This is a genomic window from Nocardiopsis sp. YSL2 (assembly GCF_030555055.1).
In the GTDB taxonomy this organism is placed as follows: Bacteria; Actinomycetota; Actinomycetes; order Streptosporangiales; family Streptosporangiaceae; genus Nocardiopsis.
Genome location: NZ_JAMOAO010000001.1, coordinates 3,447,124 through 3,472,163, shown reverse-complemented (window position 1 = coordinate 3,472,163; position 25,040 = coordinate 3,447,124). Strand labels below are relative to the sequence as shown.

Below are 25,040 nucleotides of genomic sequence, written 5' to 3'. Positions count from 1 at the left end.
CCCGGATCACACGGCCTGCCCCCGCACCCGCCCGCGAACCCCTACGCCGCCCCCGACCAGGGCCAGGGGCCGTACGCCCCCGGACACCAGCCCTACGGAGCGTCGGCGCAACAGCCCCTGGCGGCTCAGGGGCAGCACGGACCCCGGGAGCCTCAGCCCGGCGCGCCGGGACAGCCACCGTTCGGGGCTCCCGGCCCCCAGGGCGCGCACCCGGGCCGACAGCCCCTGGGGGCTCCGGGCGAGCACGCGCCGTACGGACACCAGCCGGGGCAGGGCGGTGTGCCCTCCGGGCCCCAGCAGACGCCCTCGGCACCGGGGCAGCACGCCCCTCAGGGGTACCAGCCCGGCGCGCCCGGCCAGCCGCCCTTCGGAGCTCCCGGCCCCCAGGGCGCACAGCCGGGCCACCCCGCACAGCCCTCCGGGCCCCAGCAGCCCTTCGCGGGCCAGGGCCGACCCGGTGTCCTGCCCACTGGGCCGGGACAGCAGGGACACCCGTCCGGCGCTCCCGGGCAGCCGCCCTACGAGCCTCCCGGGCCGCAGGGCGCGCAGCAGCCGCCCGCGGGCCCCGGGCACCCCGGCATGCCTTTGGGACCCCAGCAGCCGCCCACGGCGCCAGGACCGCACGGGCCCCAAGGACACCAGCCCGGCGCGCCCGGCCAACCGCCCTACGCACCCCCCCACGGCCCGCACCCCGGACAGCCGGGCCCGCCCTCCGGGCCCCAGCAGCCGCACACGGCACCGGGACAACACGAACCCCCACACCAGACCGGCGCGCCGGGACAGCCTTTCGGACCTCCCGGCGACCACGGCCTCCCGGGGCACCCGTCCGGGGTGCCCGGCCAGCCGCCCTACACACCCCCCGGAACCCACGGCCCGCACCCCGGACAGCCGGGCCCGCCCTCCGGGCCCCAGCAGACGCACACGGCACCGGGACAGCAGATGCCCGGGGCAGCCCCGACCGGCGGCCAGCCCGCCGTGGGGTACCCGCCGACCGGACCGGGGATGCCGCCGAACGGCCCCGTGCCGATCGCCTCGCCCTACCCCACGGGCGGCCAGCCCGGCATGGGGCAGCCCCCCGGGCCCGAGCCGGCCTTCCCCGCGGACGCCATGGGCGCCACCGAGAGCATCCATGCCGTCCCGCCGGCCCCCGGCCGGGGCGACGACCGGCCGCTGTACCGGGACGAGCTGCCCGACGACTCCGGCGCGGACACGGCCCAGTTCGACATCGCCGCCGTGGGCGACGACGACTCCTACGACGACTACGCGGGCTACGACGACGCCCCGCCCCGGGGCGGCGGCAACCGCACCCGGATGCTGGTCATCGCGGGCTTCGTCGTCCTGCTGGTGGTCGCGGGCGGCGGCGCGTTCTTCCTCGCCAGCGGCACCGGCGGCGACAGCGGCTCGCCGGACGCCGCGTCGGTCGCCGACGAGGCCGACGACCCCGGCGCCCTCACCACCGGCGCCCTCTTCCCGGAGACCGTCGAGATCGAGGGCCAGGGCACCTTCACCCGCGTGGTCGACCAGGACACCGAGGACTGCGCCGCGGGCACCCACGGCGGTTACGGCGAGGTCCTGGCGAACAACGACTGCCGCCAGCTCGTCCGTGCCTCCTACGTCAGCGAGGACGAGAACCACGCCGTGACGGTCGGCGTCGCCGCGCTGCCCACCGAGGCCGAGGCCACCGCGGCCATGGACGCGCAGGACCTGGTCGCCGCCGAGTGGTTCGCCGGCCTGCCCGGTGAGGAGGGCACCCCCGCCGAGCGCCTGGACTACTCCGGCGGCCACGGCAGCAGCGGCCAGTGGGGCCGCTACGTCCTGTTCTCCCTGGCCACCAACAGCGACGGCACCGAGGAGGACGCAGAGGCCGAGGGTGAGAGCGAGGACGCCGCGCTCCTGCGCGACATCGGCGAGGGCTTCCTCGACGAGGCCTTCGCCCGGCTCACCGACGACCGCGCCTGACCGCGTCCCGACACGTGAGGGGGGCACCGCGCCGGTGCCCCCTCACGTCATCTCCTCACGTCATCCCGCGTGTCCCGGGCACGGCAGTTCCCGGACCCGCCGCGTGGAGCGCGCCCGCTCGGCCATCTCCCCCGCGGGCGGGAAGCGCACCTCCTCCAGGCTCAGCCCCTGCGGGCCGACCACATGGACCGACGAGTCGCGCACAGCGGCTCCGAGGACCTCTCCGGGCCACTCCGGTCCGCGCCGACCGTCCCCGACCGCCAGCAGCGCTCCCACGAGCGCGCGGACCATGTTGTGGCAGAAGGCGTCCGCCTGGATCGTCCCGTGGACGAGATGGGTGTCCACCCGCTCCCACTCCAGGCGCAACAGCTCCCGGATGGTCGTGGCGCCCTCCCGCTTCTTGCAGAAGGCCGCGAAGTCGTGCTCCCCGACCAGGCGCGCCGCCGCCGCGTTCATCCGGTCCACGTCCACCGGGTTGCGGTGCCACAGCACGTCCCTGCGCAGCAGCGGGTCCACCCCGTACGGAGCGTCGCTCACCCGGTACAGGTAGCGCCGGTACAGGGGTGAGAAGCGTGCGTCGAACCCCGGCGGCGCCGTCCGCGCCCCGGTCACCCGCACGTCCTTGGGCAGAACCCCGGCCAGTCGGCGCAGCAGGGCCTCCCCCTCGCGCTCCCAGGCCGCCCGCGGGACGTCCGCGTGCGCCGCCTGCCCCCGGGCGTGCACCCCCGCGTCCGTGCGCCCCGAGCACGTCAGCGCCACCTCCGGCAGCCGCAGCACCTTGGCCAGACCCGACTCCAGCTCCCCCTGGACCGTGCGCCGCGTCGGCTGGCGCGCCCAACCGGAGAAGTCCGTGCCGTCGTAGGCGATGTCCAGCCAGATCCGGACCGTCGTCTCGTCGTCGTCCATCGCACCCCATCGCATCCCGGAAATGACGAGTGCCCGACCCCCAGGGGATCGGGCACTCGGCGAGCGGTCCGCGCCCGGGCTGGCGCCCGGACGCGTCGGATCCGCCCTACTTGCTCTCGGAGCTCTCCTCGGCGGCCGCGGGGGCCTCCGTGGTCTCCTCGGCGGCGGCCTCGGGGGCCTCGGCGGCCTCCTCGGCGGGGGCCGTGGCCGGAGCGGCGGCGGGCGCGCTCAGCGCCTCCACCAGCTCGATCACGGCCATCGGGGCGTTGTCGCCCTTGCGCGGACCGATCTTGGTGATACGGGTGTAGCCACCGGGGCGGTTCTCGTAGCGAGGACCGATCTCGGTGAACAGCTCGTGCACCACGGACTTGTCCGTGATCTTGGTCAGGACCTGACGACGGGCGTGCAGGTCACCGCGCTTGCCGAGGGTGATGAGCTTCTCGGCGTAGGGGCGAAGGCGCTTGGCCTTGGCCTCGGTGGTGCGAATGCGGCCGTGCTGGAACAGCGAGGTCGCGAGGTTCGCCAGGATGTGCCGCTCGTGAGCGGGCCCGGAACCCAGACGGGCGCCCTTGGTAGGCGTGGGCATGGTGTCGTTCTCCTAGTGATGCGATCCGCGGCCGCACTCGGCCGTGGACCATGGGCGACGAGGTCGGTTAGTACTGCTCCGTCTCGACGAAGGACTCACCCTCGTCATCCTCGGAGCCGTAGTTGTCGGCCGCCGTGCTGGGGTCGAATCCGGGCGGGGAGTCCTTCAGGGACAGGCCCATGTCGATGAGCTTCTGCTTGACCTCATCGATGGACTTGGCACCGAAGTTGCGGATGTCCAACAGGTCCTGCTCGGAGCGGGCCACCAGCTCACCAACGCTGTGGATGCCCTCACGCTTGAGGCAGTTGTAGGACCGGACCGTGAGGTTGAGGTCCTCGATCGGCAGCGCCAGGTCCGCCGCGAGCGCGGCGTCCGTGGGCGACGGGCCCATGTCGATGCCCTCGGCGTCGACGTTGAGCTCTCGCGCCAGACCGAACAGCTCGACCAGGGTCTTGCCCGCGCTGGCCACGGCGTCACGGGGACGGATGGCCGGCTTGGTCTCGATGTCGACGATCAGGCGGTCGAAGTCGGTGCGCTGCTCGACACGGGTGGCCTCGACCTTGTAGGTCACACGCAGCACCGGCGAGTAGATGGAGTCGATCGGGATCCGACCGATCTCCTGGCCCTGCTGCTTGTTCTGCGTCGCCGAGACGTAACCGCGGCCGCGCTCGACCGTCAGCTCCATCTCCAGCTTGCCCTTGCCGTTCAGCGTGGCGATGTGCAGGTCGGGGTTGTGCACCTCGACACCGGCCGGCGGAGCGATGTCCGCCGCGGTCACCACACCGGGGCCCTGCTTGCGCAGGTACATCAGCACCGGCTCGTCGTGCTCGGAGCTGACGACCAGGCCCTTGAGGTTGAGGATCATCTCGGTGACGTCCTCCTTGACCCCGGGCACGGTGGTGAACTCGTGCTCGACGCCCTCGATGCGGATGCTGGTGACAGCCGCACCGGGGATGGAGGACAGCAGGGTACGCCGAAGCGAGTTACCGATCGTGTAGCCGAAACCCGGCTCCAGCGGCTCGATGACGAACTTCGAGCGCAGGTCCGAGATGGCTTCCTCGGCGAGCGTGGGACGCTGTGCGATCAACATGGTCCGTGACTTCCCTTCCACATGGCCGCCCGCTATTTGACGGCCACCGGATGGACACCGCCCGATCGGCGGTGCCCTCTACTCGGATTCCTACCCCGCCCGCGCGGGTCCCAGCCGGGACCGCGCGGGGCGAGCGCGACGTGGCACCCGCGTGGTAGGAGACGCGGGCACCCGCTGCCGGATCAGACGCGGCGGCGCTTCGGCGGACGGCAGCCGTTGTGCGGCACCGGGGTGACGTCCTGGATGGAGCCCACCTCGAGGCCGGTCGCCTGCAGCGAACGGATGGCGGTCTCCCGGCCGGAACCCGGGCCCTTGACGAAGACGTCCACCTTGCGGACGCCGTGCTCCTGCGCGCGGCGGGCAGCGGCCTCGGCGGCCATCTGCGCGGCGTAGGGGGTCGACTTACGCGAACCCTTGAAGCCGACCTGTCCGGAGCTGGCCCACGCGATCACGGCACCCGTGGGGTCCGTGATGCTCACGATCGTGTTGTTGAACGTGCTCTTGATGTGAGCGTGTCCGTGGACAATGTTCTTCTTTTCCTTGCGACGCACCTTGCGCGCGGCACCCTGACGGCCCTTAGGCGGCATTAGCGAAACTCCCAGAGATCATCGGTCCGTTGACGGTTCTCGGACGCGGTGGACAGTCCGAGCGGACTACTTCTTACCGGCCTTCTTCTTACCGGCCACGGTCTTCTTCTTGCCCTTGCGGGTACGCGCGTTGGTCTGCGTGCGCTGACCGCGGACCGGAAGGCCGCGGCGGTGGCGGATGCCCTGGTAGCTGCCGATCTCCATCTTGCGACGGATGTCGGCCTGGACCTCACGGCGCAGGTCACCCTCGACCTGGTAGTTCGCCTCGATCCACTCGCGGAGCTTGACCAGGTCCTCTTCGGTCAGCTGGTAGACGCGGGTGTTCCCGTCGACACCGGTGTTCGCCAGGGTCTCGAGCGCGCGCGTGCGCCCGACCCCGAAAACGTACGTGAGAGCGATCTCCACCCGCTTGTCGCGGGGAAGGTCAACGCCGGCAATACGTGCCATGTGGGCGAGACTCCATCCATGCTGTGCGGAGGTCTGACCCGTTCCACCCTCCCGTCGCCCAATCGACGAGGCCCCGGCCTCCGACCGGGGGTTGTTCCCGGGCCTCCGCGGCCCCGGAATCGGAACAGGTATTCGTTCTTTCAAGCCCGTCGGGGATGGGACCCCTCCGGGTAACTCGCTGTGCGGAAGCCGCGGACAGCGAACCGGGGAACTAGCCCTGGCGCTGCTTGTGGCGCGGGTCCGAGCAAATGACCATGATCCGGCTGTTACGGCGGATCACGCGGCACTTCGCGCAGATCTTCTTCACGCTCGGCTTGACCTTCATCGGTGACTCCGAACTCATCACATCACTCGTCACGGGCCCGGACGGCCCGCGACGGCTACTTGTAGCGGTAAACGATGCGCCCGCGCGTGAGGTCGTACGGGCTCAGCTCCACGACGACACGGTCGTCGGGAAGGATACGGATGTAGTTCATCCGCATCTTGCCACTGATATGGGCAAGGACCTGGTGCCCGTTGTCGAGCTCTACCTTGAACATAGCGTTGGGTAGGGACTCGACAACGGAACCCTCGATCTCGATGGCGCCGTCTTTCTTCGCCATGTCCTCCACGCCTCGCTCATCGATTGGTTGATCAGGACAACCCGACGCGACTCCAGCGGCCTCGCATGACGCGACGGCCCCGACGACGGCGGACCGAGCCGGACGTCGTCGAAGCCAAGACACACTGGAAGATCAGGTCAACTGCAAGAGCGTACGTCACGTGGTGGACGTGGTACAGAGATGGCAGACTGACCCAACGGCCCGCGTATGGGCAGTGCCAGTCTATCCCCTCCGGACAAGTACTCATTACCACGCCGGAGGGGGCGGGTGGAGACCGCGCTCAGCGCAGCAGCCGGGGCGCGGCGAGCACCCCCAGGGTCACCAGGCCCATCAGGATGCCCCACGGCCCCAGGACCCACAGGAACCAGGGGTAGCCGTGGCCGCCGGTGAGGAACAGGATCAGCCAGATCACGAAGCACAGGAGGTTGACCCCGCCGTAGAGCGCCCACGGCACCATCAGCGCCGGGTCGCGTATCGTCAGCTGGGGGCCGGGCGGACCGTCCTCGCCCGGGGCCGGATTCACGCCGACGCCCTGGATGTCGGCCAGGTCGCGCTCGGGCAGGTCCCGGGTGACGAGTTCCAGCTCGTCGACCGTGCGGGACTTGTAGGTGCGGCTCAACCGGTCGGTGAACTCCTCCTGGTCCAGTCGCCCCTGGGCGAAGTGCTCCTGGAGGAGTTGCGCGACACGGTCGCGGTCAGAGTCGGACGTTCGTATCGACGGCACCGGGTCGGACATTGCGCGCACCTCGCATCTTCGACCGTTCGTGGTGGCGTCCTGCGCGCGAGGCGCGTAGGGCCGGGTCCGCTACCAGGTCGGCTGGACGAAACCCATCTGTGTGATTTTATCGCGATCGGACTCGCGCGCGGTCAGGACGAGCGGCCCCTGCGCGGTGATGGCCACGGAGTGCTCGAAGTGGGCGGCCCGTCGGCCGTCGCGCGTGACCACGGTCCAGCCGTCGTCCAGTTCGACGACGTTCGGCCTGCCCAGCGTGGTCATCGGCTCGATCGCCAGGCACATGCCCTCGACCAGCCGGACGCCCCTGCCGCGCTTGCCGTGGTTGAGAACGTGCGGGTCCATGTGCATCTCGGTGCCGATGCCGTGGCCGCCGTACTCGCGCACGTTGCCGTAGCCGCCGTGCTTGCTGATGTGGCCCGCGATCGCGTGACCGATGTCACCCAGGCGTCCGCCCGGCCGCATCTGCGCGATCCCCTGCCACATGGACTCCTCGCAGGTCTCCATCATCGCCAGGTCCTCGGAACGGCCCTCGCCGACCGCGACGGTGATCGCCGAGTCGCCGTGCCAGCCGTCCAGGACGGCCCCGCAGTCGATGGAGATGATGTCGCCCTCGGCCAGCACGCGCTCGGCGCTGGGGATGCCGTGGACGACCTCCTCGTTGACCGACGCGCAGATGGACCCGGGGAAGCCGTGGTAGCCCTTGAAGGACGGCACGGCCCCCGCGTCGCGGATGACCTTCTCCGCGACCGAGTCGAGTTCGAGGGTGGACACCCCGGGCCGCACCGCGGCCCGGAGGGTGTCCAGGGCGCGGGCCACGATCTGGCCCGACGCCCTCATCTTGGCGATCTGTTCCGGCGTCTTGATCTGCACGTCCGGCTCCGCCTTCCGAAACATCAGACGCCGGTCCCGTCGGCCTTCTCCGCGATGGCGGCCTTGGCCCGGTCCGTGACCTGCTCCACGGGACCCGTGGCCGCGATGGTGGCCAGGAGTCCCTCGCGCTCGTAGAACTCCACCAGCGGAGCGGTCTGCTCGCGGTAGACCTTCAGGCGGTGCCTGATGGTCTCCTCGCGGTCGTCCTCCCGCTGGTACAGCCGAGCGCCGTCGTCGTCGCACACGCCCGCCGTCCTGGGGGCGTCGTACTCGACGTGGTAGACGCGGCCGCACTCCGGGCAGGAGCGGCGCCCGGACAGGCGCTTGACGACCTCGTCCTCGTCGACCCTCAGCTCCAGGACGACGTCCAGGCGCCCTTCGAGGTCGGCGAGCATGCCCTTGAGGGTCTCGGCCTGGGGAACGTTGCGCGGGAACCCGTCGAGCAGGAACCCGTCGGCCGCGTCGTCCTGTGCCAGGCGGTCCTTGACCATGGCGTTCGTGACCTCGTCGGGAACGAGGTCGCCACGGTCCATGAACTCCTTGGCCTTCTTGCCGAGCTCCGTACCACCGCTGACGTTGGCCCGGAAGATGTCACCGGTGGACACCTTCGGGATCGACAGCTCCGACGCGAGGATCTGGGCCTGGGTGCCTTTTCCGGCCCCAGGCGGCCCCACCAATACTGCACGCATTTATCGCAGAAAACCTTCGTAGTTCCTCTGCTGGAGGTGACTCTCGATCTGCTTCACCGTGTCCAGCCCGACACCGACCATGATCAGGAGGCTCGTTCCTTGCATCGCGATGCCCATGCCGGCACCGCCGGCGCCGCTGGCACCGAGAGCGACCATCGGAAGGAGCGCGATCACACCCAGGTAGATGGAACCGGGAGTCGTCAGCCGCTTCAACACGTAGTCGAGGTACTCCGCGGTCGGACGCCCCGGCCGGATCCCCGGGATGAACCCACCGTACTTCTTCATGTTGTCGGAGACCTCATCGGGGTTGAAGGTAATCGACACGTAGAAGAACGCGAACCCGACGATCATGGCGAAGAACGTCACCATGTACACCGGGTGGATACCTGTGCCCGTGCTGAAGTAGGTCTGGATGAAGGTCACGACCGGGTTGGTGGAGTCCTGCCCGATCAGCCCCACGACCAGCTGCGGAAGGTACAGCAGCGAGGAGGCGAAGATCACGGGGATGATGCCCGCCTGGTTGACCTTGAGCGGGATGTAGGTGGAGCTGCCGCCGTACATCCGGCGTCCCACCATGCGCTTGGCGTACTGCACCGGGATGCGGCGCTGGGCCTGCTCCATGAAGACCACCGCGGTGACGAGCACCAGTGCGGCGATGCAGATGATGGTGAAGATCCAGACCGAGCGCTCCTGGTACAGGCCCATGATCATGGCCGGGAAGCTCGAGATGACCGTGGTGAAGATGAGCAGCGACATGCCGTTGCCGACGCCGCGCTCCGTGATCAGCTCGCCGAACCACATGATGATGGCGGTACCGGCGGTCATGACGACCACGATCGTGACCAGGGTGAGGATGTCCTGGTTGGGGAGGTAGGTACTGACCGGGATGGAGCCCTGGAACAGCGCGCCCGTCCGGGCCATGGCGACGATGCTGGTCGACTGCAGGACCGCGAGCATCAGCGTCAGGTAGCGGGTGTACTGGGTGATCTTGGTCTGGCCGGACTGGCCCTCCTTCTTGAGGGCCTCCAGCCGGGGGATCACCACCGTGAGGAGGTTGATGATGATGCTCGCGGTGATGTAGGGCATGACCCCGAGCGCGAACACCGCCAATTGCAGAAGCGCGCCGCCGCTGAAGAGGTTCACCAGCGCGTACACCCCGGACTCGTCCGCCGCGGTGATGGCCTCCATCTGGTCCCGGATCGCCGCGGAGTCGATTCCCGGCGCGGGGATCACCGACCCCAGACGGAAGATCGTCAGGATGAACAGTGTGAACAGCAGCTTGTTGCGCAGGTCGGGCGTGCGGAATGCACGAACGAACGCACCTAGCACGTCTCCTCCTGCGCGGCTTCGGCGGCGGAACGGGTTCCAGACATCGCGGCCGATCCTGAATCGTCGTAGAACGTCAGCACGGGGCCCATTGCCCAGTGCTCGGAAGTTTTCACTTTACGTCAAGCGGGGAGCCCAAACAGATGGCACTGTAACAGCCATCACGCCGGTCGTGCGTACGTGAGCCATAACGATCATCGCTCACAACGCGCGAGGGCGCCCGCCGGCTGGTCGTTCTCGGACCCACCGGGCGGACGCCCCCAGTCGCTCATCGCGGGGATGATCCCCTACAGCTCGGTGACGGAGCCACCGGCAGCAGCGATCTTCTCCTTCGCCGAGGAGGAGAACGCGTTCGCGCTCACCTGCACGGCGACGGTGATCTCACCGGTACCCAGCACCTTGACGAGCTCGTTCTTGCGAACGGCGCCCTTGGCGACCAGGCCCTCGACGGTGACCTCGCCACCCTCGGGGTACAGCTCGCTGAGCCGGTCCAGGTTGACGACCTGGTAGTGCTTCTTGAAGCGCGCGTTGCTGAAGCCCTTGAGCTTCGGCACCCGGCGGATGAGGGGCATCTGCCCGCCCTCGAAGCCGGGACGCACGGTGTTACGAGCCTTCGTGCCCTTGGTGCCGCGACCGGCGGTCTTGCCCTTGGACGCCTCGCCGCGGCCCTTGCGGACCTTGGACTTGTTGGCGCCCGGAGCGGGCCGCAGGTGGTGCAGCTTGAGCAGCTCGTCGGGGTTGTAGTCGCTCATTCGGCAACCTCCTCGACGGACACGAGGTGCGAGACGATCGTGATCTGTCCACGAACCTCGGGGCGGTCCTCACGGACGGTGGACTTGCCGATCCGGCCCAGACCGAGGGTCTGGAGGGCAGCGCGCTGCTTCTCCTTGCCGCCGATCTTGGAGCGGGTCTGCGTGATCTTGAGCTTGGCCATGGTCAGGCTCCTGCCTTCGCCTCAGCGCGAGCACGGAGCATGGCGGCCGGGGCAACGTCCTCGATCGGCAGGCCACGACGGGCGGCGATCTCCTCGGGCTGGTTGATGCCCTTGAGAGCCGCGACCGTGGCGTGCACGATGTTCAGCGGGTTGGACGAGCCGAGCGACTTGCTCAGCACGTCGTGGATGCCGGCGCACTCAAGGACGGCGCGCACGGGGCCGCCGGCGATCACACCGGTACCCGGAGCGGCCGGACGGAGCATGACGACGCCGGCGGCGTCCTCGCCCTGGACCTGGTGCACGATCGTGCCCTGGATGCGGGGGACGCGGAAGAAGTTCTTCTTCGCCTCCTCGACACCCTTGGCGATCGCGGCCGGGACCTCCTTGGCCTTGCCGTAACCGACACCGACCATGCCGTTGCCGTCACCGACGACGACCAGAGCGGTGAAGGAGAAGCGACGGCCGCCCTTGACGACCTTCGCGACCCGGTTGATGGTCACGACCTTCTCGATGTAGGAGACACCCTTGTCTGCGGCGCCGCCGCGGCGATCGTCACGGCGATCACGCCGCTCGCCACCGGCGCCGCGCCGCGGTGCTGCAGCCATCAGTGGTTCCTCTTCTCGTGGTTGATCTTGTCCAGTACGAAGGTCATCCCTAGAACTCCAGTCCGCCCTCGCGCGCCGCATCGGCGAGCTTGGCAATACGGCCGGAGTACTGGAAGCCACCGCGGTCGAACACGACCGCGGAGACGCCGGCGTCCTTGGCACGCTGGGCGATGAGCTGGCCGACCTTGACGGACTTGTCCGACTTGGTGCCGTCCACGCCGCGCACGTCGGCCTCAACGGTGGAGGCCGCGGCCAGCGTGTGGCCCCGGGAGTCGTCGATGACCTGGACGACGATGTGCTTGGAGGAGCGGAACACGGCCAGGCGGGGACGCTCGGCGGTGCCCTGGATCCGCTTGCGGACGCGGAACTGGCGGCGCGCACGGGAAGTGGCGCGCTTGGCGGTCCGCTTGCGGCTCACGGTGATACCCATGCCTACTTACCAGCCTTTCCGGCCTTGCGGCGGATGTGCTCACCCTTGTACCGCACGCCCTTGGCCTTGTACGGGTCAGGCTTGCGCAGCCCGCGGATGTTCGCGGCCACCTGGCCCACCAGCTGCTTGTCGATGCCCTCGACGTGGAGGATCGTCGGCTTCTCAACGCGGAAGCTGATGCCCTGCGGAGGCTCGATCACCACGGGGTGGCTGTAGCCCAGCGAGAACTCCAGGTTGGCGCCGCGGGCCTGGACGCGGTAACCCACGCCGTGGATCTCCAGCGTCTTGGTGTAGCCGTTGGAGACGCCCTCGATGAGGTTCGCGAGCAGCGCACGGGTCAGACCGTGCAGCGAGCGGTTCTCCGGCTTGTCGTCGGGACGCGCCACCGAGATGATCTCGCCGTCCTTGGAGACGGTGATCGGCTCGGCGACGGTGTGCTTCAGTTCGCCTTTCGGCCCCTTGACAGTGACGTCTTGCCCGTTAATCGTGACTTCGACGCCCTTGGGGGCCGAGATCGGCAGTCGACCGATTCGCGACATGCTTCAATCTCTCCCTGTTACCAGACGTAGGCGAGAACTTCGCCGCCAACGCCACGCTTCTTGGCCTGCTTGTTCGTCATCAGGCCACCGGACGTCGAAATGATCGCCACGCCGAGGCCACCCAGCACCCGCGGCAGGTTCTCCTTCTTGGCGTACACCCGCAGACCGGGCTTGGAGACCCGTCGGATGCCCGCGATCGAACGCTCACGGGTGGGGCCGTACTTCAGTTCGAGGACGAGGCTCTTGCCCACGGGGGCCTCCTCGGTCCGCCAGCCCTGAATGAAGCCCTCCTGCTGGAGGATCTCGGCGATGTGCGCCTTGATCTTGGAAAACGGCATCGTCACGGTGTCGTGGTAAGCCGAGTTCGCGTTACGCAGACGAGTCAGCATGTCTGCGATCGGGTCGGTCATCGTCATGGCCGATTGGCCCTTCCTCACCGCGGTTTCCGAGTGCGGGCTTTCCCAGAGCCTGCCCTCCTGCGGGTCTCCCCTGGAGGTGCACAAACGGACCTACGGCGCGGTCGTGGGCACCGCGGTCCCTCGCGGGACTACCGTGCCCTGATGGTTGGATGTTGCCGGACCGCGGCCGCCTGGTGCGGTCACGGTCACTGCAGTGAAGCGACCAAGCAGTGGCGCTTCGGGGGGCCGACCTCGTGGAGCCCTCCCAGAGGGAGGAGCGCACGGTCGGCCCCGCCGGAAACTACCAGCTCGACTTGGTGATACCGGGCAGCTCGCCGCGGTGAGCCATCTCGCGGAAGCAGATACGGCACAGGCCGAACTTCCGGAAGACGGCGCGCGGACGGCCGCACCGAGAGCATCGAGTATACGCACGAACGCCGAACTTCGGCTTCCGCTGCGCCTTCGCGATCAGGGACTTCTTAGCCATGTGTGCTTACCCCTCAGGCTTCCTTGAACGGGAAACCGAGCCGCTTGAGCAGGCTGCGGCCCTGGTCGTCGGTCGTGGCCGTGGTGACAACCGTGATGTCCATCCCACGCTGCCGGTCGACCTTGTCCGGGTCCACCTCGTGGAACATGACCTGCTCGGTCAGACCGAAGGTGTAGTTCCCGTTCCCGTCGAACTGCTTCGGGGAGAGTCCGCGGAAGTCCCGGATCCGGGGCAGGGCCAGCGAGAGCAGCCGGTCCAGGAACTCCCACATCCGGTCGCCGCGCAGCGTGACGCTGGCGCCGATCGGCTGTCCCTCGCGCAGCTTGAACTGCGCGATGGAGTTCTTGGCACGGTTGATCTTCGGCTTCTGCCCGGTGATCGCCGACAGGTCGGCGACCGCGCCCTGGATGAGCTTCGCGTCACGAGCCGCCTCGCCGACACCCATGTTGACCACGATCTTCGTCAGACCGGGGACCTGCATGATGTTGGCGATGTCGTGCTCTTCCTTGAGAGCAGCGACGATCTCGTTACGGTACTTCTCCTTCAGCCTCGGCATCGGAGGGGCCGTGATGTCGTTGGTAACCGTCATCAGATGTCCTTACCGGTGCGGCGGGAGACCCGAACCTTGGTTCCGTCTTCCTCGAAGCGGTAGCCCACCCGCGACGCCTTGCCGTCCTCCGCGAGCGCAACGTTGCTCACGTGGATGGGGGCCTCCTTGGTGACGACCTCGCCCTGCTGGCCGCCCGCCGGGTTGGCCTTCCTGTGCTTCTTGACCAGGTTGACGCCCTCGACGACGACACGGTCCTCCCTCGGCAGGGCCTTGACGACCTTGCCGGTGGCACCCTTGTCCTTGCCGGCGATGACGATAACCTCGTCGCCAGATTTGATCTTCATCGCCTACAGCACCTCCGGCGCCAGCGAAATAATGCGCATGTACTTCTTGTCACGCAGCTCACGGCCCACCGGGCCGAAGATGCGGGTGCCTCGCGGGTCCCCACCGTCCTTGATGAGCACGGCAGCGTTCTCATCGAAGCGGATGTAGGAGCCGTCGGGCCGGCGGCGCTCCTTGACGGTGCGCACGACAACGGCCTTGACGACGTCGCCCTTCTTGACTGCAGCGCCAGGCTGGGCGTCCTTCACCGTGGCGACGATCGTGTCGCCGATCCCGGCGTAGCGCCGACCCGAGCCACCGAGTACACGGATGGTCAGGATCTCCCTGGCACCCGTGTTGTCGGCGACCTTGAGTCGCGACTCCTGCTGAATCACGTCTGCTCCTGATGTGATGCGTGCGGTCCACTGCCGCACGGCTAGGTGGTCTCACCCCTCGCGGCGGCGGCCGACAACGTGTGCCGGCCGCCACCACAGGCTGGGGTTACTTAGCCTTCTCCAGGATCTCCACGACGCGCCAACGCTTCGTCGCGGAAAGCGGCCGGGTCTCCATCAAACGGACCCGGTCACCGACGCCACAGGAGTTCGCCTCGTCGTGCGCCTTGTACTTGGTCGTCCGACGGATGACCTTGCCGTACATGGCGTGCTTGATGCGGTCTTCGACCTCGACGACGACGGTCTTGTCCATCTTGTCGCTGACGACGTAGCCCTCGCGCACCTTGCGGTAGTTGCGGGTCGCGGTCTGGTTCTCACTCATTCGGCTGCTTCCTTCGTCTCCTCAGCCGACTCACCAGACAGCGGGACGATGCCCAGCTCGTGCTCCCGGAGGATCGTGTAGATCCGCGCGATCTCTCGCTTGACGGTACGCAGCCGGCTGTGGTTGTCGAGCTGGCCTGTGGCGGCCTGGAAGCGGAGGTTGAAGAGCTCGGTCTTCGCTTCCTTGAGCTTGGCGACCAGGTCCTCGACGGACTGGTCACGCAGCTCCTGGGCAGTCACGGACTTCGCCATCACTCCCCCTCCCGCTTAACAAACTTGCACTTCATCGGGAGCTTGTGCATCGCACGGCGCATGGCTTCCTTCGCCACGGCCTCGGGCACGCCCGACAGCTCGAACATCACACGGCCGGGCTTGACCGGGGCGACCCACCACTCGGGCGAGCCCTTACCGGAACCCATGCGGACCTCGGCCGGCTTCTTGGTCAGCGGACGGTCCGGGAAGATGTTGATCCACACCTTGCCGCCACGCTTGATGTGCCGGGTCATGGCGATACGAGCGGACTCGATCTGCCGGTTGGTGACGTAGGCCGACTCCAGAGCCTGGATGCCGAACTCGCCGAAGTTGACCGACGTGCCGCCCTTGGCCTTGCCGCGCAGGTCCGGGTGGTGCTGCTTGCGGTACTTGACCTTACGAGGAATAAGCACGGCTCAGCTCCCCTCGGTCTTCGCGGACTCGGCCGGGGCCTTGGCCTCGGCTCCCTGCTGCTGGGCGCCACCGGGAGCGGCACCGCCGCGACGACGCCGCTGCGGGCGCTCACGACGCTGGCCGCCGCCACCGCCGCCGGCGGAACGCTGGGCGGCCTGGGCCGCCTCGCGCTCGGCGCGGGTCGCGGGAGCGTCGCCCTTGTAGATCCACACCTTCACGCCGATGCGACCGAACGTCGTACGGGCCTCGAAGAAGCCGTAGTCGATGTCGGCGCGCAGCGTGTGCAGCGGGACCCGGCCCTCGCGGTAGAACTCCGAGCGGGACATCTCAGCCCCGCCCAGGCGGCCACCGCACTGGATACGGATGCCCTTGGCACCGCTCTTCATCGCGCTCTGCATCGCCTTGCGCATCGCGCGGCGGAACGCCACGCGGCTGCTCAGCTGCTCGGCGACGCCCTGGGCGACGAGCTGCGCGTCGATCTCGGGGTTCTTCACCTCGAAGACGTTCAGCTGGACCTGCTTGCCGGTCAGCTTCTCGAGATCCGTCCGGATGCGGTCGGCCTCCACGCCGCGGCGGCCGATGACGATGCCCGGCCGGGCGGTGTAGACGTCCACGCGAACACGGTCACGGGTGCGCTCGATCTCGACCTTGGAGATGCCCGCGCGCTCCATGCCACGGGTCAGCATCCGACGGATCGCCACGTCTTCCTTGACATAGTCCTTGTAGGACTTGTCCGCGTACCAGCGACTCTTGAAGTCGGTGGTGATGCCGAGGCGGAACCCGTGCGGGTTTACCTTCTGCCCCACTATCGGGTCCTTTCCTTCGTCTTGGACGAGGCGCCCGAGTTCTCAGCGACCACCACGGTGATGTGGCTGGTGCGCTTGGTCACCCGGAAAGCGCGGCCGAAGCCTCGCGGACGAATGCGCTTGAGGGTCGGACCTTCGTCCACCCACGCGCGCTCGACCACCAGCGTCTCGCGGTCCAGCTTGTCGTTGTGCTCAGCGTTGGCGATAGCACTAGCCAGTACCTTGCCAACAGGCTCGCTCGCCGACTGGGGCGCGAACCGGAGCACCGCCTGTGCCTCGTCAGCGGGCAACCCGCGAATAAGGTCCACCACCCGGCGGGCCTTCCGGGGCGTAACACGGACGAACCGTGCCTGTGCCCTCGTTCCCATCGCTTTTCCCTCGCTCACGGAAATTCATCCCCACTCACCGTGGAGAAATGGTTCTTACTCCTGCTGCAACCGCTAACGGCGGCTACGGCGGTCTTCCTTGACGTGGCTACGGAAAGTACGCGTGGGAGCGAACTCGCCGAGCTTGTGGCCGACCATCGACTCGGACACGAACACGGGAACGTGCTTGCGGCCATCGTGGACGGCGATCGTGTGACCGATCATCTCCGGGACGATCATGGACCGCCGGGACCACGTCTTGATGACGTTCTTGGTCCCCTTCTCGTTCTGGACTTCCACCTTCTTGATGAGGTGGTCGTCGACGAAGGGACCCTTCTTAAGGCTACGTGGCATCAGACGTGCTCCTTACCGCTTCTTCTTACCGCTACGCCGACGCCGCACGATCAGCTTGTCGCTGGCCTTGCCCTTGGTCCGGGTCCGGCCTTCCTTCTTGCCCCAGGGGCTGACCGGGTGGCGACCACCGGAGGTCTTGCCCTCACCACCACCGTGCGGGTGGTCGACCGGGTTCATGACCACACCGCGGACGGTCGGGCGCTTGCCCTTCCACCGCGAGCGGCCGGCCTTGCCCCAGTTGATGTTGGACTGCTCGGCGTTGCCGACCTGTCCAACGGTCGCGCGGCAGGAGATCTCCACCATGCGCATCTCGCCGGAGGGCATACGCAGCGTGGCGTAACGGCCCTCCTTGGCGAGCAGCTGAATCTGGGACCCGGCGGAACGGCCCAGCTTGGCACCGCCGCCCGGCTTCAGCTCGACCGCGTGCACGAACGTACCCGTGGGGATGTTGCGCAGCGGGAGGCAGTTGCCCGGCTTGATGTCGGACTGCGGGCCGTTCTCGACCCGGTCCCCCTGCTTGAGGCCGGCGGGCGCCAGAATGTAGCGCTTCTCACCGTCCACGTAGTGCAGCAAGGCGATGCGAGCGGTGCGGTTGGGGTCGTACTCGATGTGAGCGACCTTGGCCGGAACGCCGTCCTTGTCGTGGCGACGGAAGTCGATCACGCGGTAGGCGCGCTTGTGGCCGCCACCCTGGTGGCGAGCCGTGATCCGGCCGTGGCCGTTACGCCCACCCTTGGAGTGGAGCGGACGCACCAGGGACTTCTCCGGCTCGGAGCGCGTGATCTCGACGAAGTCGCTCACGCTCGAACCGCGACGACCCGGCGTCGTCGGCTTGTACTTACGAATGCCCATCTTCTTCGCGCATTCCTTTACGTATTGCTTGGTGTGTAGCGGTCAGACCCGAGAAAGGTCAGACACCGAAGATGTCGATCCGGTCGCCTTCGGCGACGCTGACGATCGCGCGCTTGGTGTCGGGACGCTTCCCGTAACCGAAGCGGGTGCGCTTGCGCTTGCCCTTGCGGTTGATCGTGTTCACCGAGGTGACCTTCACTTCGAAGATCTTCTCGATGGCGATCTTGATCTGCGTCTTGTTGGCGTCGGGGCGGACGATGAACGTGTACTTGTTCGCGTCCATGAGCCCGTAGCTCTTCTCGGAGATCACCGGCTCGACGATGATGTCGCGGTGGTCAGCGATCCTCACTGGTCGTCCTCCTCGGACTCAGCGGCCTTGGAGGTGCCGGCCGCGTGGGCCAGGAACTCGGCGTAGCCCGCCTCGGTGAAGACCACGTCGTCCGAGTACAGGACGTCGTAGGTGTTCACCTGGTCCGCGTCGAGGATGTGCACCTCGCCGAGGTTGCGCAGGGCGCGCCGGTTGTGCTCGTCCTCGCGGGCCAGGACGACCAGGACCTTGTCGGACTCGGTCACCTGACGCAGCGCCTTGAGAGCGGTCTGCGTGAGCTTGCCGACCGCGTCCTCGGCCACGAAGTGGCTGACGACGTGGATACGGCCGTGGTTGGCCCGGTCGGAGAGGGCTCCGCGCAGGGCGGCGGCCTTCATCTTCTTCGGGGTCCGCTGGCTGTAGTCACGCGGCTGGGGACCGTGGACGGTTCCACCACCGGTGTACTGCGGGGCGCGGATCGAGCCCTGACGGGCCCGGCCGGTGCCCTTCTGGCGGTAGGGCTTCTTGCCACCGCCGCGGACGTCACCGCGGGTCTTGGTGGCGTGCGTGCCCTGGCGGCCGGCGGCCATCTGACCGTTCACGACCTGATGGATCAGCGGAATGCTGACCTTCTGGGCGAAGACGCTCTCCGGCAGCTCGACGCTGCCCTTGGCGCCGCCCTCGGGGTTCTTGACCTCGATCTGGGCCATGGCTTACTTGTCCCCCTTCACAGCGGTACGGACAAGCACCAGACCGCCGTTGGGACCGGGCACAGCACCCTTGACCAGGATGAGGCCCTTCTCCGCGTCGACGGAGTGCACGGTCAGGTTCTGGATGGTCTTGCGCACGTTGCCCATGCGCCCGGCCATCCGCATGCCCTTGAAAACGCGGCCGGGTGTGGCGCAGCCGCCGATGGAACCGGGCGAGCGGTGCTTGCGCTGCGTGCCGTGCGATGCGGACAGACCACGGAAACCGTGGCGCTTCATCACACCGGCGAAGCCCTTGCCCTTGCTCTTGCCCGTGACGTCGACCTTCTCGCCGATCTCGAAGCTGTCCGCGGTGACCTCCTGGCCGAGCGTGTACTCGGTGGCGTCGGTCGTGCGGACCTCGACGTAGTGACGGCGCGGGGTCAACTCGTTCTTGCGCAGGTAGTCGCCGAGCGGCTTGTTGACCTTGCGCGGGTTGATCTGCCCGTAACCGATCTGGACAGCGGAGTATCCGTCGGTGTCGGGAGTCCGGATGCGGCTGACGACGCACGGACCGGCCTTCAGAACCGTCACGGGCACCATCTTGCCCGCGTCGTCGAAGACCTGGGTCATGCCGAGCTTCTCGCCCAGAACTCCCTTGATCTGCTTGGTGGCCATGTCTGTGCGTCCTTAAAGCTTGATCTCGATGTCAACGCCGGCCGGGAGGTCGAGTCGCATGAGCGAGTCGACCGTCTTCGGCGTGGGGTCGATGATGTCGATCAGCCGCTTGTGGGTGCGCATCTCGAAGTGCTCGCGCGAGTCCTTGTACTTGTGCGGCGATCGGATGACGCAGTAAACGTTCTTCTCCGTCGGCAGCGGCACCGGGCCCGCGACCTGTGCGCCAGTTCGCGTCACAGTCTCAACGATCTTGCGCGCCGAGCTGTCGATGACCTCGTGGTCATAGGCCTTTAGCCGAATGCGGATCTTCTGTCCCGCCATATGGCCTGTTCGTCCTTCGCTTCAGTGTCCGTAACGGTGTCCGGTCACAGACGCCCCAGGCCCGACGGAATCCGCCGTGTGCCGTGAGCCCCTATTTCCTTGAGAAACCGCAACAGGGCTTGCCCCTGCGGTGCGTCACCGTCACAGAGCCCGATGACGTCTTGAGTGTGTGGGGGCGGGCCGTGCGGGACACGGCCCGCCCACCACGCCGGGGCGGCTCCATGAGGGGGCCACCCCGGCTTGCGTACTACTTGATGATCTTCGTGACGCGACCGGCGCCCACGGTCCGGCCACCCTCGCGGATGGCGAACTTCAGACCCTCTTCCATCGCGACCGGCTGGATCAGCACGACGGACATCTCGGTGTTGTCACCGGGCATGACCATCTCGGTGCCCTCCGGCAGCGTCACGACGCCGGTGACGTCGGTGGTGCGGAAGTAGAACTGCGGGCGGTAGTTGTTGAAGAACGGCGTGTGCCGGCCACCCTCGTCCTTGGACAGGATGACGACCTGGCCCTCGAACTCGGTGTGCGGGGTGGTCGTACCGGGCTTGATGACGACCTGGCCGCGCTCGACGTCCTCGCGCTTGATGCCGCGCAGGAGCAGACCGACGTTGTCGCCGGCCTGGCCCTGGTCGAGCAGCTTGCGGAACATCTCGACACCGGTGACGGTGGTGCTCTGCTTGTCTTCCTTGATACCGACGATGTCAACGGTCTCGTTGACGTTGACGATACCCCGCTCGATGCGGCCGGTGACGACGGTGCCGCGACCGGTGATCGAGAACACGTCCTCGATCGGCATGAGGAAGGGCTTCTCGGTGTCCCGCTCGGGCTCCGGGATGAAGCTGTCGACGGTGCCCATGAGCTCGAGCACCTTCTGGCCCCACTCGGCGTCGCCCTCGAGGGCCTTGAGCGCGGAGACCTTGGTGACCGGAACGTCGTCACCGGGGAACTCGTACTCGCTGAGCAGCTCGCGGACCTCGAGCTCGACGAGCTCGAAGATCTCCTCGTCGTCCACCATGTCGGCCTTGTTGAGGGCGACGACGATGGCGGGGACGCCGACCTGGCGGGCCAGGAGCACGTGCTCCTTGGTCTGCGGCATCGGGCCGTCGGTCGCGGCGACGACCAGGATGGCGCCGTCCATCTGCGCCGCACCCGTGATCATGTTCTTCACGTAGTCCGCGTGACCGGGGCAGTCGACGTGGGCGTAGTGACGCGCCTCGGTCTGGTACTCGACGTGGGCGACGGAGATGGTGATACCGCGCTCGCGCTCCTCGGGAGCGTTGTCGATGTCCTCGAACGGCGTGTACGGGTTCAGGTCCGGGTACGCGTCGTGCAGCACCTTGGTGATGGCCGCGGTCAGCGTGGTCTTGCCGTGGTCAATGTGACCGATGGTGCCGATGTTGACGTGCGGCTTAGTCCGCTCGAACTTTTCCTTCGCCACTGGATGTCTCCTAGACGTACAGAGCTATCTGGTGTCCTGCCCCGCGTGGGCAGAACAGGACTGGTTACGTGTTCGCGACTACTCGCCGCGAACCTTCGCCACAATTTCTTGGGCGACAGCGGACGGAACCTCCGCGTAGGAGTCGAACACCATCGAGTAGTTGGCTCGACCCTGCGTACGGCTGCGCAGGTCACCCACGTAGCCGAACATTTCGGAGAGGGGCACCTGGGCCTTGACGAGCCGGACGCCGGAACGCTCGTCCATGGACTGGATCTGTCCACGGCGGGAGTTCAGGTCACCGATGACGTCGCCCATGTACTCCTCAGGAGTGGTGACCTCGACCGCCATGACCGGCTCCAGGAGAGTCGGCTTCGCGAGCTTGACGGCCTCCTTGAAGGCCATCGAACCGGCGGTCTTGAAAGCCATCTCGGAGGAGTCGACCTCGTGGTACTGGCCGTCCTGCAGCGTCACCTTGATGCCGACGAGCGGGTAGTGCGCGAGCACACCCAGCTCCGCGGCCTCCTGGGCTCCGGCGTCCACCGACGGGATGTACTCCCGCGGGATACGGCCACCGGTGACGGCGTTGACGAACTCGTAGCCGGAGGCGTCGCCGTCCCCGGTCTCGAGCGGCTCCAGGTCGATCTTGACCTTGGCGAACTGGCCCGACCCACCGGTCTGCTTCTTGTGGGTGTAGACGTAGCCTTCGACCTTCTTGCGAATGGTCTCGCGGTAGGCCACCTGGGGCTTACCGATGTTCGCCTCGACCTTGAACTCGTCGCGCATGCGGTTGACCAGCACCTCGAGGTGCAGCTCGCCCATGCCGGAGATCACGGTCTGGCCGGTCTGCTCGTCCGAGGCCACCTGGAACGAGGGGTCCTCGTCCGCCAGGCGCTGGATCGCGATGCCCAGCTTCTCCTGGTCGCTCTTGGTCTTGGGCTCGATGGCCACCTCGATGACCGGAGCCGGGAACGTCATGGACTCCAGGACGATCGGCTGGGACGCGTCGCACAGCGTCTCACCGGTCGTGGTGTCCTTGAGACCCATGACCGCGACGATGTCGCCGGCGCCCGCCTCGGCGATCTCCTCACGCTTGTTCGAGTGCATGCGGTAGATCTTGCCGATGCGCTCCTTGCGGCCCTTGAGACTGTTCAGCACCTGGGTGCCGGTCTTCAGGACGCCGGAGTAGATGCGCACGTAGGTGAGCTTGCCCAGGTGGGGGTCGCTCATGATCTTGAAGATCAGTGCCGACATCGGCTCGGCGTTGCTGGGCTTGCGGACCAGCTTGGTCTGCTCGGTCTCGTCCTTGGGGTCGTGACCTTCGACGGACTCGACGTCCAGGGGCGAGGGAAGGTAGGCGGTGACCGCGTCGAGCAGGGGCTGGACGCCCTTGTTCTTGAACGCCGTGCCGCAGACGATCGGGATCGCGGTACCGGCGATGCACGCGCGGCGGATCGCCGGAACGAGCTGCTCCAGGGTGGGCTCCTGGCCCTCCAGGTACAGCTCCATGATCTCGTCGTCGGCCTCGGCCAGCGTCTCGATGAACTGGTCGCGCGCCTCGCGGGCGGCGTCCACGTGCGTCTCGGGGATGTCGACGGTGTCGTACATCTCGCCGAGCGCGGCCTCGTCGTTCCAGATGTAGGCGACCATCCGGACGAGGTCGATCACGCCCTTGAAGTCGCTCTCAGCGCCGATGGGCAGCTGGATCGGCATGGCGTTGGCGCCGAGGCGCTCACGGAACATGTCGACGCAGCGCTGGAACTCGGCGCCGATCTTGTCCATCTTGTTGACGAAACAGATACGCGGAACGCCGTACCGGTCAGCCTGGCGCCAGACCTGCTCGGACTGGGGCTCGACGCCTTCCTTGGCGTCGAACACCGCGACGGCACCGTCCAGAACACGCAGCGAGCGCTCGACCTCGATCGTGAAATCGACGTGGCCGGGCGTGTCGATGATGTTGATGGTGTGGTCGTCCCAGTGGGTGGTGGTAGCAGCCGAGGTAATGGTGATACCCCGCTCCTGCTCCTCCTTCATCCAGTCCATCGTGGCGGCGCCATCGTGGACCTCGCCCACCTTGTGGGTCACACCGGTGTAGTAGAGGATCCGCTCGGTGGTCGTGGTCTTGCCCGCGTCGATGTGGGCCATGATCCCGATGTTGCGGACCTTGGCCAGGTCAAGCTCAGTCTTAGCAGCCATGAGGCTCGTCTTCCCTAGGTCTCAAGGAATCGAATCGCCGCGGGGTTACCAGCGGTAGTGGGCGAAGGCCTTGTTCGACTCGGCCATCTTGTGCGTGTCTTCACGCTTCTTGACGGCCGCGCCGAGACCGTTGCTGGCGTCGACCAGCTCGTTCATCAGACGCTCGGTCATGGTCTTCTCACGGCGCTTGCGCGAGTAGTCGACCAGCCAACGCAGAGCCAGCGTGGTGGAACGGGAGGCGCGAACCTCGACCGGCACCTGGTAGGTCGCGCCACCGACACGGCGGCTGCGGACCTCGAGCGCGGGCTTGACGTTGTCCAGGGCGCGCTTGAGAACAACGAGCGGGTCCTGTCCGGTCTTCTCGCGAGCACCCTCCAGGGCGTCGTAGACGACGCTCTGGGCGATGGAGCGCTTGCCGTCGAGCAGCACCTTGTTGATGAGTGCGGTGACGAGCGGCGAGCCGTAGACCGGGTCTGTGATGAGCTGGCGCTTCGGCGCCGGTCCCTTGCGCGGCATGCTTACTTCTCCTTCTTGGCGCCGTAGTGGCTACGTGCCTGCTTGCGGCCTCGGACGCCCTGGGTGTCGAGCGAACCGCGGACGATCCGGTAACGGACACCCGGCAGGTCCTTCACTCGGCCACCGCGCACGAGCACGATGGAGTGCTCCTGCAGGTTGTGGCCGATGCCGGGGATGTAGGCCGTGACCTCGATGCCGCTGCTGAGCTTCACACGAGCGACCTTGCGCAGAGCGGAGTTCGGCTTCTTCGGCGTAGTGGTGTAGACACGCGTGCACACACCACGACGCTGCGGACTCCCCTTCAGCGCCGGGGTCTTGTTCTTTGCGACCTTGTCCTGTCGGCCCTTGCGGACCAGCTGCTGGATGGTGGGCACCGCGTCTCCGTCTTCCTCGTGACCTACGCCGGTTCTCTTAGCCGATATCGCTATTGACCTGCTGGATTTCCCGAACCTCCCCGACCCCCGATGTCGGGCGTGTCGCGCTAGTTCCCAAGCACGGCAAAGCCGATGACACCCGGCCGGAGGCCGATTTACGGGAGGGGGTTCACGCACGCGGCGCGCCCTGTGCCTACTCGGGAAGGCCTGAAGCCACTCCCGAGGAACGAAGGGTGCCGCACACATACGTGATGACCCGTCGACTCACGGGCACAATCACACAGGCTACCGCCTGCCGACTACGCGGTCAAAACGGTGTGCGACAGGGCGAGAACCGCATGAACAGTCCTCGCTCAGCCGTGGGTCACCCCTAGTCTACGCGCTTCGTGACTGCTTTCGTCCGTGGTTTTCGCGGATCGGCGGTCCGACTCGGGAGGTTTCGCTCCGGTATGCGTTCCGTCACTACGGCGGGAACCCGTCCCGAGGTGCACAGAGTCCGCCCCGTAGGAGATCCGGCCGAACACGTCCTGGCCGGCCCGGGGCGCGTGGTGACGGAGGTCATGGGCGACGGCACGGCTCTGCGGTCCTCGGCCGACGAAAAAGGTCCGTGTCCGGTGGAGGGAACCCACCGGACACGGACCTCACT

The 25,040-nt window shown here is 67.5% G+C and carries 38 protein-coding genes; 1 reads left to right on the top strand and 37 read right to left on the bottom strand.

Features of this window, described 5'->3' with window-relative positions:
• Positions 1–6: 6 nt before the first annotated feature.
• On the bottom strand, positions 7–573 hold the full coding sequence (locus tag M1P99_RS15560; protein ID WP_304453345.1) for a hypothetical protein: 567 nt from the start codon (positions 571–573) through the stop codon (positions 7–9).
• Positions 574–939: 366 nt separating this feature from the next.
• Here M1P99_RS15560 and M1P99_RS15555 point away from each other — a divergent pair, with 366 nt between their 5' ends.
• Positions 940–1,959, top strand: a complete 1,020-nt coding sequence (locus M1P99_RS15555; protein WP_369696560.1) for a hypothetical protein — start codon at positions 940–942, stop codon at positions 1,957–1,959.
• A 60-nt stretch (positions 1,960–2,019) separates the two neighbouring features.
• Here the strand turns inward: M1P99_RS15555 and truA are convergent, their stop codons facing one another.
• The 36 genes from truA to rpsL all read right to left on the bottom strand — a co-directional run bounded on the left by truA (position 2,020) and on the right by rpsL (position 24,394).
• Positions 2,020–2,865: a tRNA pseudouridine(38-40) synthase TruA gene (gene truA / locus M1P99_RS15550; RefSeq protein ID WP_304453344.1), complete on the bottom strand. Its 846-nt coding sequence runs from the start codon at positions 2,863–2,865 to the stop codon at positions 2,020–2,022.
• A gap of 106 nt (positions 2,866–2,971) precedes the next feature.
• Positions 2,972–3,451: a 50S ribosomal protein L17 gene (gene rplQ, locus M1P99_RS15545; RefSeq protein WP_304453343.1), complete on the bottom strand. Its 480-nt coding sequence runs from the start codon at positions 3,449–3,451 to the stop codon at positions 2,972–2,974.
• Positions 3,452–3,518: 67 nt separating this feature from the next.
• Complete coding sequence (locus tag M1P99_RS15540; RefSeq protein ID WP_304453342.1) at positions 3,519–4,541, bottom strand: DNA-directed RNA polymerase subunit alpha; 1,023 nt, start codon at positions 4,539–4,541, stop codon at positions 3,519–3,521.
• A gap of 182 nt (positions 4,542–4,723) precedes the next feature.
• Positions 4,724–5,128, bottom strand: coding sequence for a 30S ribosomal protein S11 (gene rpsK, locus M1P99_RS15535; protein WP_053616319.1), 405 nt, complete (start codon positions 5,126–5,128; stop codon positions 4,724–4,726).
• A gap of 66 nt (positions 5,129–5,194) precedes the next feature.
• Positions 5,195–5,575: a 30S ribosomal protein S13 gene (rpsM, locus tag M1P99_RS15530; protein ID WP_304453341.1), complete on the bottom strand. Its 381-nt coding sequence runs from the start codon at positions 5,573–5,575 to the stop codon at positions 5,195–5,197.
• A gap of 211 nt (positions 5,576–5,786) precedes the next feature.
• Positions 5,787–5,900, bottom strand: a complete 114-nt coding sequence (gene rpmJ / locus M1P99_RS15525) for a 50S ribosomal protein L36 (protein WP_026117481.1) — start codon at positions 5,898–5,900, stop codon at positions 5,787–5,789.
• A gap of 55 nt (positions 5,901–5,955) precedes the next feature.
• A complete protein-coding gene (gene infA, locus M1P99_RS15520; protein ID WP_013156135.1) occupies positions 5,956–6,177 on the bottom strand; it encodes a translation initiation factor IF-1 in 222 nt (73 codons plus the stop codon).
• A gap of 280 nt (positions 6,178–6,457) precedes the next feature.
• Positions 6,458–6,913 (bottom strand): DUF1707 domain-containing protein, encoded by a 456-nt coding sequence (locus M1P99_RS15515; protein ID WP_304453340.1) that lies wholly within the window; start codon positions 6,911–6,913, stop codon positions 6,458–6,460.
• A gap of 69 nt (positions 6,914–6,982) precedes the next feature.
• Entirely contained in the window at positions 6,983–7,807 is an 825-nt protein-coding gene (gene map, locus M1P99_RS15510) for a type I methionyl aminopeptidase (protein ID WP_304453339.1), read from the bottom strand.
• On the bottom strand, positions 7,807–8,472 hold the full coding sequence (locus tag M1P99_RS15505; protein ID WP_304453338.1) for an adenylate kinase: 666 nt from the start codon (positions 8,470–8,472) through the stop codon (positions 7,807–7,809). The genes map and M1P99_RS15505 overlap by 1 nt, the downstream gene beginning before the upstream one ends.
• Positions 8,473–9,801: a preprotein translocase subunit SecY gene (secY, locus tag M1P99_RS15500; protein ID WP_304453337.1), complete on the bottom strand. Its 1,329-nt coding sequence runs from the start codon at positions 9,799–9,801 to the stop codon at positions 8,473–8,475. It abuts the gene before it with no gap.
• 284 nt (positions 9,802–10,085) lie between these two features.
• On the bottom strand, positions 10,086–10,550 hold the full coding sequence (rplO, locus tag M1P99_RS15495) for a 50S ribosomal protein L15 (protein ID WP_304453336.1): 465 nt from the start codon (positions 10,548–10,550) through the stop codon (positions 10,086–10,088).
• Entirely contained in the window at positions 10,547–10,732 is a 186-nt protein-coding gene (gene rpmD / locus M1P99_RS15490; RefSeq protein WP_304453335.1) for a 50S ribosomal protein L30, read from the bottom strand. The genes rplO and rpmD overlap by 4 nt, the downstream gene beginning before the upstream one ends.
• 2 nt (positions 10,733–10,734) lie before the next feature.
• Complete coding sequence (gene rpsE, locus M1P99_RS15485) at positions 10,735–11,337, bottom strand: 30S ribosomal protein S5 (protein WP_053616311.1); 603 nt, start codon at positions 11,335–11,337, stop codon at positions 10,735–10,737.
• A 49-nt stretch (positions 11,338–11,386) separates the two neighbouring features.
• Complete coding sequence (rplR, locus tag M1P99_RS15480; RefSeq protein ID WP_053616310.1) at positions 11,387–11,767, bottom strand: 50S ribosomal protein L18; 381 nt, start codon at positions 11,765–11,767, stop codon at positions 11,387–11,389.
• Positions 11,768–11,769: 2 nt separating this feature from the next.
• Positions 11,770–12,306, bottom strand: coding sequence for a 50S ribosomal protein L6 (gene rplF, locus M1P99_RS15475; protein WP_304453334.1), 537 nt, complete (start codon positions 12,304–12,306; stop codon positions 11,770–11,772).
• A gap of 17 nt (positions 12,307–12,323) precedes the next feature.
• Positions 12,324–12,722, bottom strand: a complete 399-nt coding sequence (gene rpsH / locus M1P99_RS15470) for a 30S ribosomal protein S8 (protein ID WP_053616308.1) — start codon at positions 12,720–12,722, stop codon at positions 12,324–12,326.
• Positions 12,723–13,005: 283 nt separating this feature from the next.
• The gene (locus tag M1P99_RS15465; protein WP_017573364.1) at positions 13,006–13,191 is read right to left on the bottom strand and encodes a type Z 30S ribosomal protein S14; all 186 of its coding nucleotides are present in this window, start codon (positions 13,189–13,191) and stop codon (positions 13,006–13,008) included.
• A 13-nt stretch (positions 13,192–13,204) separates the two neighbouring features.
• The gene (rplE, locus tag M1P99_RS15460) at positions 13,205–13,780 is read right to left on the bottom strand and encodes a 50S ribosomal protein L5 (protein ID WP_073700511.1); all 576 of its coding nucleotides are present in this window, start codon (positions 13,778–13,780) and stop codon (positions 13,205–13,207) included.
• Positions 13,780–14,085 (bottom strand): 50S ribosomal protein L24, encoded by a 306-nt coding sequence (gene rplX / locus M1P99_RS15455; RefSeq protein ID WP_121182388.1) that lies wholly within the window; start codon positions 14,083–14,085, stop codon positions 13,780–13,782. Before rplX ends, rplE begins: the two co-directional genes overlap by 1 nt.
• A 3-nt stretch (positions 14,086–14,088) precedes the next feature.
• A complete protein-coding gene (rplN, locus tag M1P99_RS15450) occupies positions 14,089–14,457 on the bottom strand; it encodes a 50S ribosomal protein L14 (RefSeq protein WP_053616305.1) in 369 nt (122 codons plus the stop codon).
• A 106-nt stretch (positions 14,458–14,563) separates the two neighbouring features.
• Entirely contained in the window at positions 14,564–14,836 is a 273-nt protein-coding gene (gene rpsQ, locus M1P99_RS15445; RefSeq protein WP_053616304.1) for a 30S ribosomal protein S17, read from the bottom strand.
• A complete protein-coding gene (rpmC, locus tag M1P99_RS15440) occupies positions 14,833–15,087 on the bottom strand; it encodes a 50S ribosomal protein L29 (RefSeq protein ID WP_053616303.1) in 255 nt (84 codons plus the stop codon). Before rpmC ends, rpsQ begins: the two co-directional genes overlap by 4 nt.
• Complete coding sequence (gene rplP / locus M1P99_RS15435; protein WP_053616302.1) at positions 15,087–15,500, bottom strand: 50S ribosomal protein L16; 414 nt, start codon at positions 15,498–15,500, stop codon at positions 15,087–15,089. The genes rpmC and rplP overlap by 1 nt, the downstream gene beginning before the upstream one ends.
• A gap of 3 nt (positions 15,501–15,503) precedes the next feature.
• Positions 15,504–16,307 carry a 30S ribosomal protein S3 gene (gene rpsC / locus M1P99_RS15430; protein WP_304453333.1) on the bottom strand — a complete coding sequence of 268 codons (804 nt, stop codon included), beginning with the start codon at positions 16,305–16,307 and terminating at the stop codon, positions 15,504–15,506.
• Positions 16,307–16,675, bottom strand: coding sequence for a 50S ribosomal protein L22 (gene rplV, locus M1P99_RS15425; protein WP_017598542.1), 369 nt, complete (start codon positions 16,673–16,675; stop codon positions 16,307–16,309). Before rplV ends, rpsC begins: the two co-directional genes overlap by 1 nt.
• A gap of 72 nt (positions 16,676–16,747) precedes the next feature.
• Positions 16,748–17,026 (bottom strand): 30S ribosomal protein S19, encoded by a 279-nt coding sequence (rpsS, locus tag M1P99_RS15420; protein ID WP_053616300.1) that lies wholly within the window; start codon positions 17,024–17,026, stop codon positions 16,748–16,750.
• Between the two features lie 12 nt (positions 17,027–17,038).
• Complete coding sequence (gene rplB, locus M1P99_RS15415) at positions 17,039–17,878, bottom strand: 50S ribosomal protein L2 (RefSeq protein ID WP_304453332.1); 840 nt, start codon at positions 17,876–17,878, stop codon at positions 17,039–17,041.
• 58 nt (positions 17,879–17,936) lie between these two features.
• Entirely contained in the window at positions 17,937–18,227 is a 291-nt protein-coding gene (rplW, locus tag M1P99_RS15410) for a 50S ribosomal protein L23 (RefSeq protein ID WP_121182385.1), read from the bottom strand.
• On the bottom strand, positions 18,224–18,895 hold the full coding sequence (gene rplD / locus M1P99_RS15405) for a 50S ribosomal protein L4 (protein WP_304453331.1): 672 nt from the start codon (positions 18,893–18,895) through the stop codon (positions 18,224–18,226). Before rplD ends, rplW begins: the two co-directional genes overlap by 4 nt.
• A gap of 3 nt (positions 18,896–18,898) precedes the next feature.
• Positions 18,899–19,549, bottom strand: coding sequence for a 50S ribosomal protein L3 (gene rplC / locus M1P99_RS15400; protein WP_053616296.1), 651 nt, complete (start codon positions 19,547–19,549; stop codon positions 18,899–18,901).
• 12 nt (positions 19,550–19,561) lie between these two features.
• Complete coding sequence (rpsJ, locus tag M1P99_RS15395) at positions 19,562–19,870, bottom strand: 30S ribosomal protein S10 (RefSeq protein WP_013156110.1); 309 nt, start codon at positions 19,868–19,870, stop codon at positions 19,562–19,564.
• 247 nt (positions 19,871–20,117) lie between these two features.
• Positions 20,118–21,311: an elongation factor Tu gene (gene tuf, locus M1P99_RS15390; RefSeq protein WP_304453330.1), complete on the bottom strand. Its 1,194-nt coding sequence runs from the start codon at positions 21,309–21,311 to the stop codon at positions 20,118–20,120.
• Positions 21,312–21,389: 78 nt separating this feature from the next.
• Positions 21,390–23,504, bottom strand: a complete 2,115-nt coding sequence (gene fusA, locus M1P99_RS15385) for an elongation factor G (RefSeq protein ID WP_304453329.1) — start codon at positions 23,502–23,504, stop codon at positions 21,390–21,392.
• A gap of 45 nt (positions 23,505–23,549) precedes the next feature.
• Entirely contained in the window at positions 23,550–24,020 is a 471-nt protein-coding gene (gene rpsG / locus M1P99_RS15380) for a 30S ribosomal protein S7 (RefSeq protein WP_053616293.1), read from the bottom strand.
• Positions 24,021–24,022: 2 nt separating this feature from the next.
• Positions 24,023–24,394, bottom strand: a complete 372-nt coding sequence (rpsL, locus tag M1P99_RS15375; protein WP_014912437.1) for a 30S ribosomal protein S12 — start codon at positions 24,392–24,394, stop codon at positions 24,023–24,025.
• Positions 24,395–25,040 lie beyond the last annotated feature (646 nt).